The following is a 7,573-nucleotide window of genomic DNA, read 5'->3' as shown; positions in this document are numbered from 1 at the left end:
GCTCGGCAATCGCTCGTTCAACGCTCGGCTCGTCCCAGTTAAGGTCTGCCGCCATGTAGCCTTTTGGCATCCTGAAGATACCAATCAGGTTCCCGTGACCGGTGGTCAACAGGTAAAGCGCCAGCAGTTTGGCTTTATCTGACAATGACTGAATATCATCACTGATCCAGAACTGCCCTGAGACCTTGCCAAAGTCCTTCATACACAACCTCCATCAGCTGCTCCCCGGCCAAACCACCGATTGGTCTTCCGCTTTACCTGCTCATTTTTCTCCAGCCAGTTGGTTATGAAGCGAGTGAACCGGCCTTCACTGCACCCGGGGAAACGATCCTTCATGTAGGCATAAGCATTGATCAGCTCCTGCTCCACATTGATGCTGGGGTAGGTTTTCACCAGTTCATCATAGAGATCGTGGGTCATTTCAAAGTGCGGGTGATGACCACGGATTGGCCATGGAATCTCATACCAGTAGAGTGGCAGGGCTTCCTCGTTCAGAGTGTCTTCTTCATTCAAACTGCCTTCGCTAAGGCGCTTCTGGTCAGGTTGTATCATTTCCAAAATCCATTTATGCGTGTTACGGGAAATATCTTATCCGCATTTTTGGAATAATAAATCAATTAAAGCCACCATATTGGCTGAATGACAGCCATTATCCTCAACACTGTGACTTAATGCTTCCTGAAGCAGGTGTTAGAGTGTTGCTAAAGAATCACAAATAATGGAATAACACCGTGACAACCCAGTGGTACGAACGAGCCCGACAGAAAGCGTCCGAATTAAAAATATCTGATGTACAGCTAGCCCAAAAGATTGGCTGGGGGAAGTCGATTGTGAATGCCTGGATGAACGGCAACCGTCCTATAAAGCTGGAACAGAAAATGGCCATTGCCGATGCGTTAGGCGTCACGGTTTGCTGGCTGGATACCGGCGAGCAAGAGAAAAACCCGCATGCCATCCCGCTCATCACCCTGGATGATGTGAAAGCGATTCGTCAGCAAATAGAAGAGAAACAGCAGGCCATTAAAACTGATCCAGGCATACTGTTTCCCATTGTGGAATCCGGTAGTAAGAGCTTTCTTATCCGACTGGACAATGACAGTATGATTGATCCCAATAATGCTCAAATCAGGCATATACCCTCCGGAAGCCATGTCCAGATTGATGTGGAGCAAACCCCGACACCGGGAAAAATTCTTCTGATTGAACACGACGGCCGCATGATGCTGCGGGTCTGGCAACGAATGGATGCCAATGAACATATTTTCAGAGTGATCAATCCGTTATACCGGGATCTGACCATTTCCTATCGGGGCAATATTATGGACATATACCAGGGCACAGCCGTTGGTTTTAGTTGCCCCCTATAGCGGCCAGTACAAAATCAGCACTCCGGGCTGCTGTCCATAGAGTTTAATGCAGCGGCCATCTACTATCTGCTTGTCATCCTGCCAGACAACACCATTGAGAGCATCGCAATACAGTTTCGCCACATTATCAAAATCAGGCTTAACCCCGGGCCGAATCTTGCCCGCCATTGCCTGTTGCTGTTTAGGCTTTGACCAACTTTTCGGCACCGGGAATACAGCCAGCACCAAAACCCCTACCGAACCGGTTAGCATGCCTTTGTCTCTCTGATTTTCCGCAGCCAACCGGACAGATTGCTCTGCCTGCTTTGTGGCAGAGGGCGTATAACAGCGTCCGCTGCGGGTAAACCGTGGCCGGCCCTTTCCCACTGGTACCGAATCAATAAAAATGGAAGATAAATCCAATTTATTGTCCAAATTAATCTCTGACTGCACCGTTATTGGAAGCCACTCTACCCACTCCTTTGCCAGATCCATTCCTGCCACCTCAAAAAAACTTCCTGCAACTCCTTAATAAACAGGCAATTAAAAAAACTTTATAGCCTATAACTATCAAGTTATTACTACCAATTTATAAATATTATCTATTCCGCATTTGCGGAATAAACTTCCGCATTATATAAATTTATTACAGATTCAGATCCAAATTAATAAAAAACAGGAATACCAATGGACGTAGTCACTCACGACCTCAACCGGCATCTCAATACCATTGATGACAGGGAAGCCCTCGAAGAGACCATTGAGTCCGAACTTGAACGGATTGAAACCCACATTCAGGAACAGATCGAAGATCACAAGCCCATCATTGCCGGTTTTGGCGCTCTGACCCCGGGCAGTTTCCTTACCCTGGAAGAATTCCATCCCATGCAAGGTTATCGCTGGCTGGCCGTGAAGCAGCTGGTGCATGACTGCAACGACGAAAATACCCGCCTTTCTGGCTGGGATGTTATCAACTATGCGAGCAAACGAGGTTATTGCCGTGGTTAAGCAAATAAAGACTGAAGAAGTAAACCGCCTGGAAGAACCGGTCATCACCGGGATTAGTGACTGGCTGAACATCAATCAGTACACCTACGACTACGGCAAGGTATGCATCCTGAAAGATCGCATTGCCAGCAATATCACGCCGGATATGACGGTGCTCCAGATCTATCGGGTCATCAGGGATGAAATCACCGCATGGCGTAAGGATCCGAAAACGGCAGATGCCGTGATCGTTGATTTCCGTGCCTGGTGTGAGCTGCATCGCACACTATCCAGCACATTGGAAAAGAGTTTCCGGATGGAAATTGCCGACCAGGTGCTGGCCGTCAGAAATCGCATTCACCGGGACGAGGCCTTTCGCCATGCCAGCTAAAAAGAAAACCGAACTGATTGAATCCACAGAAGTGTTGCCTGTGGATAAACCTGAATCTTCTGCACTGTCGGAAGTGGGTCAGATTATGCATTCCGCCATTACCCAGAATGCCAGCATCGACACACTGGAACGGGTAATGAGCCTGTACGAACAGAGCCAGTCCATTGTTGCACGACAACAGTTTAACGAAGCCTTTTCCCGTTTTCAGCAAGAGATGCCAGTGTTTAAAAAGAACAAGACCGCTGCCTTTAACACCAATAATGGCGGTCGCATGGAGTACTCCTACGCCTCCATTGATGATGTGGTTGCTGCGGTTCAGCCGGTTCTTCACCGCTACGGACTGAGCTACTGGTTTGAGCAACAGCAGAATGGGCCAAACATCATCATCACCTGCAATCTGACCCATGTATCCGGCCACACCATCTGTAACACGGCCACGGGCCCTATGGACAACACCGGTAAAAAAAGCGCCCTGCAACAGATCGGCTCTACCGTGACTTATCTGAAGCGTCAGACTCTGGTCGGGATTCTTGGCGTGGCCTGCACTGCACCGATGATGACACCGATGGCTATGTGCCCGATATGAAGGACTCGACCCAGCCACCGGCTCAAAACCATTACCCCGATAAAGACTTCAAACGCCTGTTACCAGAATGGAGGGCATCCATTGAGTCCGGCCAACAGAGTGCAGATCGGATAATCCGCAAAATAAATTCCAAAGCGCCAGCCACCCCACAACAAGTACAACAACTGAAAGCCATCCAACCCAGAGGCCACTAAATGGAAATTCTCGATATCCAGCAGGGGACGCCTGAATGGCTCGCCCTGCGCCAGAATCATTTCACCGCCAGCGAAGCACCGGCCATGATGGGCGACAGTCCGTTTCTCAGTCGTGACCAGCTGCTGCATCAAAAGAAAACAGGCAGTACCCCAGAGGTAAACGAATTTCAGCAAAAGAAATTCGATGCCAGGCATCGGGCCGAAGCAGAAGCCCGACCGTTGGCAGAAAAAATAGTCGGAGCGGACCTATTTCCAGCCACCGGTGTCACCATCATCGACGATTTACCTCTGCTGGCCAGTTTCGACGGACTGACCATGATGGAAGACCTGGTCTTTGAGCACAAGCTCTGGAATGAAAAGCTGGTTGCCCAAATTGAAGGGGAAGGCATTGAGCCTGACTATTACTGGCAGTTAGAACAACAGCTACTAGTTAGCGGTGCCGAACGGGTATTGCTTGTCTGCTCTGATGGCACCTCCGCCAAGCTGCGCTATGTCTACTACGAATCCCACGATCATCGTCGTGAGGCCCTGATCGCCGGATGGAAACAGTTTCAGGAGGATCTGCAGAATTTCGAGCCGGAAACACCTATACAGGTACTGGAAGGCGAAGTAATTCAGGACACCACGGCACTGGTGGTACAGCTGGATGGATCCGTGATTGATTCCAACCTGCACCTGCTGGAAGAACAGATCTTCAAACGCATTGATTCCGTCAAATCAGCACTGGTGACCGATCAGGATTTTGCTGATGCCGAATCGGCGGTGAAGTTTTTCAAAAAGACAGAAACGAAGTTGAAGGACGGCAAAGAGACTGCGCTTGCCCAGGTACCGGACATCGCCCGACTCTTCACCCGTATCGACCACCTGACCGAAGCCATGGCTACCAGACGTAAGTCTCTGGATAAGCAGGTCAAGCATCAGAAGCAGCACATCAAAGACAGCATCGTACTGAAAGCCGTCACTACCCTGGAAAAAGAACGTCAGGTGATTAATACCGAACTTACTCCCGGCTGGATCGCTGCAGTGGTTATGCCTGCTGATTTTCAGGAGGTGATCAAGGGGAAAAAGAGTGTCGCCAGTATGCAGTCAGCGGTAAATGATCGGCTGGCACAGGCTCGGATCGAACAGAAGCAGCAGGCACAGGACGTAAAAAACAATCTGGCGATGTACCGGAAAATAGCAGTGAATAAGGACTACCTGTTTCCGGATCTGGATGTGCTTCTCCATAAAGAGCAAACCGACCTGATGGCCATTATTGAACTGCGGCTGAACCAGGAAGCCAAGCAGAAGGTAGCTGACAAAGAACCCGAAAAAGGCGAAGACCAACCCGATCTGCTTTACACCAATGGCGAAGTCACCGAAGAAATCCTGACCGATGATATCCACGCCATGGAAAAGTGGCTCGGCAAAGGCTCACTGGACTGCTACCGCTTTGACCGCCACGGCAACGAATACCGCATCGAACTGATCATCCGCCGTGCTGCACTGATCACCCCCGCTCAACAACTTTCTCTACAAACAGAAAAGGAGATCGCCTGATGGCCGCATCCATGAACCGCGTCACCCTGATTGGCAGACTGGGCAAAGATCCGGACGGCAAAGCCACCGCCAATGGCAATGCCGTAACCCTTCTTTCCATCGCCACCGAAGAGAGCTGGAAAAAAGATGGCCAGAAACAAACTCGCACCGAATGGCACCGGGTGGTTCTCTATGGCAAACCTGCTGAACTGGCCGCTCAGTATCTGGGCAAAGGCCACAGAGTCATGATCGAAGGCCAGCTCCAGACCCGAAAATGGCAGGACCAGAATGGTCAGGATCGCTACCAGACTGAAGTCGTGTACAGCGGATATAACGGCAAGCTGCTGTTTCTGGAAAAGAACCCCAATGGTCAGCAGGCTCAGCCTCAGAACTATCAGTCACAGCCGGGCACGCATCAGAACCAATACACCAATGCCCGGGATGGCGGTCACACTCCCCAGCCCATGCAAACACAACAGTATGACTCCTACGACGACTCCATCCCATTTTAAAGGATCTTTTAATGAAAGCCGGAATGCGCCCACTTACACCAGATGACCTGGCCCTGGCCATAGAGATAAAACAAAAGCAGACCGCTGGTCTCAGCTCGAAAAAGGAGGAAAAGGAACTGGCAAGAAAAGTCATGCTGGCAGACCGGATCGGTGAAGAAATGGAAGGCCGACTGTTAAATGCAGAAACCTTACTGATTGAAATGACGACGCTGATTGTTGCCATCACCGTGGGTATTAACAGCCCCCAGGCACGGGATCAGGCGATGCTGGTGACCGGGCTGATCCTGCAACGAATCCGTGAAAATGAACAGAACCCCGTCGTGCATGCAAGCGGCAAGATTCACTGAATAGTAATTACCAATAACACCTGTGGAAAAACTGAACACTGAAGTTATCCACAAAATCGCACAAAAAGGAAAGTTGACTATGGACGTTAAAATTCTTACAGCCCCAGAGAGTACCAAAAGCCAGATGCTGCCCGGTGCAACCGAACTGAAAATGTCCCATATCGAGATAGCCAATGTGGCTGGCAAACGGTCAGATAATGTTAAACGAACCATCGAAAGACTGGTTAAAGAGGGTGCAATTGCCTCTCCTCAAATTGAGGAGAGGCCAAAACAGGGGGTTTCAGGACAGTTTGTGGAACATCTGTTACTGGATCGCCTCGACAGCATCACTGCCATGGCTTCCATTGACGGAAATTATTGCGCCGACCTGGTATTGCGATGGGGTAACCTGGAATCCGGCAGAGCGATTCCCACAGCTCACTTAAAAGAAGACGTTAAACCTGAAGAGCCGAAACTATCCACACCCCTGGCGATGCTCGAAATGAATATGGCCACCTCCCTGAGAGCTATGGCTTTTGTTGAAGCACTGGGTTTTTCCGGAAACCAGAAATTGCTCTCCGCTGACCGGTTGCTGAAAAGCCAGATCGGTTTCTCACCGCTGGAAGCCATGGGTCAGAAACAACTGATGGCGCCGGTTCAGGCCATGACGTTTACGCCAACCCAGCTCGGCCAGATGATGACACCGCCACAAGACCCCCGTCAGGTAAACAAGTTACTGGAAGCGGCAGGACTCCAGATCAAAACCGATAGCTTGTGGGTACCTACCGATCAGGGTCAGCCTCTGTGTGAAATCCTTGATACCGGAAAAACACATAACAGCGGCACTCCGGTGAAACAGGTGAAATGGTATCAAACCGTACTGAACCGTTTGCCATCTACTCTCCCCAATGAATCCAAAACTGAATCGATCAATCAGGATGGCCGCTATGCTGATCCTGCGGAGGTTGGTTCTGAAACCGATGAAGAGCCTATCCAGAGAAAACAAAGGCGTAAACGCAACCGCTACGAGCTGGACGATTACTTCTCTCTGGTAGAACTGGGCGAGTTTATTGGCCGGAGCCGCCAACATGTAGTCGAGGTGTTGGAAAAACTGCGAATCATCAAATGGACCGGTCAGGGCAAAAAAGGCAAATACCTGCTTACCGACCGTGGTTGGCAATATGGCCTGATGTACGATCCAACGGAAACCTCGTTCCACAACCGAAACAGTAAGCGACTGACCACCAGTAATGCCCAACCGGTTCTGGGTTATGACATTCTGAAATTTTTTTAACCAAGCCTATGGCCAACTTAAAGAACCAGCTTCAATGGAAATTGGAAATTCCTATGAACTGTAGAACAACTAAAACTAATCGAAAATCTTTCCCCTCAAAAAAGGAGCAAGTGGCATGGAAGTGAAAGCCCCCATTGAATGCATCAATTACTCAACCCGTGAAGCGGCAATGTTTATTGGTGTTTGTAAAAGTGCACTGGACAAGTCGAGGGTATCGGGAGAGCTGTTTGGCCAGACACCGCCCCCGTTTATTAAACTGGGCCGGTCAATTCGTTACCGGGTAGAAGATCTGAAAGCCTGGGTGGATCACCAGCAAACCTATGAGAATCTGGCAGAAGCTGAAGCGGAGAAAAAGTTCGGTCAGAATCCGAACTGATTCCGAACCTGACCATATACACAAAAGGCTTCCATAAGGAAGC

At 49.7% G+C, this 7,573-nt stretch carries 12 protein-coding genes and 1 pseudogene; 10 read left to right on the top strand and 3 right to left on the bottom strand.

The window, feature by feature from the left end; genetic code table 11:
- Positions 1-202: pseudogene (locus KDK15_RS11120) on the bottom strand (hypothetical protein); the annotation flags it as partial.
- Positions 199-552, bottom strand: a complete 354-nt coding sequence (locus KDK15_RS11115; protein ID WP_257295426.1) for a hypothetical protein — start codon at positions 550-552, stop codon at positions 199-201. The pseudogene KDK15_RS11120 and the gene KDK15_RS11115, both read right to left, overlap by 4 nt.
- Before the next feature lie 179 nt (positions 553-731).
- On the opposite strand from KDK15_RS11115, the gene KDK15_RS11110 reads away from it, so the two are divergent.
- The gene (locus tag KDK15_RS11110; protein WP_257295425.1) at positions 732-1,367 is read left to right on the top strand and encodes a LexA family transcriptional regulator; all 636 of its coding nucleotides are present in this window, start codon (positions 732-734) and stop codon (positions 1,365-1,367) included.
- Here KDK15_RS11110 and KDK15_RS11105 read toward each other — a convergent pair.
- Positions 1,362-1,841, bottom strand: a complete 480-nt coding sequence (locus KDK15_RS11105; RefSeq protein WP_257295424.1) for a RusA family crossover junction endodeoxyribonuclease — start codon at positions 1,839-1,841, stop codon at positions 1,362-1,364. The two genes, KDK15_RS11110 and KDK15_RS11105, sit on opposite strands and share 6 nt — an antisense overlap.
- A 192-nt stretch (positions 1,842-2,033) precedes the next feature.
- Between KDK15_RS11105 and KDK15_RS11100 the strand changes: the two genes are divergently transcribed.
- The 9 genes from KDK15_RS11100 (at position 2,034) to KDK15_RS11060 (ending at position 7,530) form a co-directional block, all read left to right on the top strand.
- On the top strand, positions 2,034-2,354 hold the full coding sequence (locus tag KDK15_RS11100; protein WP_257295423.1) for a hypothetical protein: 321 nt from the start codon (positions 2,034-2,036) through the stop codon (positions 2,352-2,354).
- Positions 2,323-2,724, top strand: a complete 402-nt coding sequence (locus KDK15_RS11095; protein WP_257295422.1) for a hypothetical protein — start codon at positions 2,323-2,325, stop codon at positions 2,722-2,724. Before KDK15_RS11100 ends, KDK15_RS11095 begins: the two co-directional genes overlap by 32 nt.
- Entirely contained in the window at positions 2,714-3,310 is a 597-nt protein-coding gene (locus KDK15_RS11090) for an ERF family protein (protein WP_257295421.1), read from the top strand. The genes KDK15_RS11095 and KDK15_RS11090 overlap by 11 nt, the downstream gene beginning before the upstream one ends.
- Positions 3,307-3,504: a hypothetical protein gene (locus KDK15_RS11085; protein WP_257295420.1), complete on the top strand. Its 198-nt coding sequence runs from the start codon at positions 3,307-3,309 to the stop codon at positions 3,502-3,504. Before KDK15_RS11090 ends, KDK15_RS11085 begins: the two co-directional genes overlap by 4 nt.
- Positions 3,505-5,043 (top strand): YqaJ viral recombinase family protein, encoded by a 1,539-nt coding sequence (locus KDK15_RS11080; protein WP_257295419.1) that lies wholly within the window; start codon positions 3,505-3,507, stop codon positions 5,041-5,043.
- Positions 5,043-5,534: a single-stranded DNA-binding protein gene (locus KDK15_RS11075; protein WP_257295418.1), complete on the top strand. Its 492-nt coding sequence runs from the start codon at positions 5,043-5,045 to the stop codon at positions 5,532-5,534. Before KDK15_RS11080 ends, KDK15_RS11075 begins: the two co-directional genes overlap by 1 nt.
- An 11-nt stretch (positions 5,535-5,545) precedes the next feature.
- Entirely contained in the window at positions 5,546-5,881 is a 336-nt protein-coding gene (locus KDK15_RS11070; protein WP_257295417.1) for a hypothetical protein, read from the top strand.
- Positions 5,882-5,960: 79 nt separating this feature from the next.
- Positions 5,961-7,154 carry a hypothetical protein gene (locus tag KDK15_RS11065; RefSeq protein ID WP_257295416.1) on the top strand — a complete coding sequence of 398 codons (1,194 nt, stop codon included), beginning with the start codon at positions 5,961-5,963 and terminating at the stop codon, positions 7,152-7,154.
- Positions 7,155-7,269: 115 nt separating this feature from the next.
- Positions 7,270-7,530, top strand: a complete 261-nt coding sequence (locus tag KDK15_RS11060) for an AlpA family transcriptional regulator (protein ID WP_174783933.1) — start codon at positions 7,270-7,272, stop codon at positions 7,528-7,530.
- The last annotated feature ends 43 nt before the right edge of the window (positions 7,531-7,573 follow it).

The organism is Endozoicomonas sp. YOMI1 (assembly GCF_024606345.1).
Taxonomy (GTDB): Bacteria; Pseudomonadota; Gammaproteobacteria; order Pseudomonadales; family Endozoicomonadaceae; genus Endozoicomonas.
This window is presented reverse-complemented; position numbering and strand designations above follow the sequence as displayed.

Bases quoted from the DNA above. Each gene is read 5' to 3' on its own strand.
- KDK15_RS11115 (WP_257295426.1), bottom strand. From the start codon at position 552: ATGATACAACCTGACCAGAAGCGCCTTAGCGAAGGCAGTTTGAATGAA.
- KDK15_RS11105 (WP_257295424.1), bottom strand. From the start codon at position 1,841: ATGGATCTGGCAAAGGAGTGGGTAGAGTGGCTTCCAATAACGGTGCAG.
- KDK15_RS11100 (WP_257295423.1), top strand. From the start codon at position 2,034: ATGGACGTAGTCACTCACGACCTCAACCGGCATCTCAATACCATTGAT.
- KDK15_RS11095 (WP_257295422.1), top strand. From the start codon at position 2,323: ATGCGAGCAAACGAGGTTATTGCCGTGGTTAAGCAAATAAAGACTGAA.
- KDK15_RS11090 (WP_257295421.1), top strand. From the start codon at position 2,714: ATGCCAGCTAAAAAGAAAACCGAACTGATTGAATCCACAGAAGTGTTG.
- KDK15_RS11085 (WP_257295420.1), top strand. From the start codon at position 3,307: ATGAAGGACTCGACCCAGCCACCGGCTCAAAACCATTACCCCGATAAA.
- KDK15_RS11080 (WP_257295419.1), top strand. From the start codon at position 3,505: ATGGAAATTCTCGATATCCAGCAGGGGACGCCTGAATGGCTCGCCCTG.
- KDK15_RS11075 (WP_257295418.1), top strand. From the start codon at position 5,043: ATGGCCGCATCCATGAACCGCGTCACCCTGATTGGCAGACTGGGCAAA.
- KDK15_RS11070 (WP_257295417.1), top strand. From the start codon at position 5,546: ATGAAAGCCGGAATGCGCCCACTTACACCAGATGACCTGGCCCTGGCC.
- KDK15_RS11065 (WP_257295416.1), top strand. From the start codon at position 5,961: ATGGACGTTAAAATTCTTACAGCCCCAGAGAGTACCAAAAGCCAGATG.
- KDK15_RS11060 (WP_174783933.1), top strand. From the start codon at position 7,270: ATGGAAGTGAAAGCCCCCATTGAATGCATCAATTACTCAACCCGTGAA.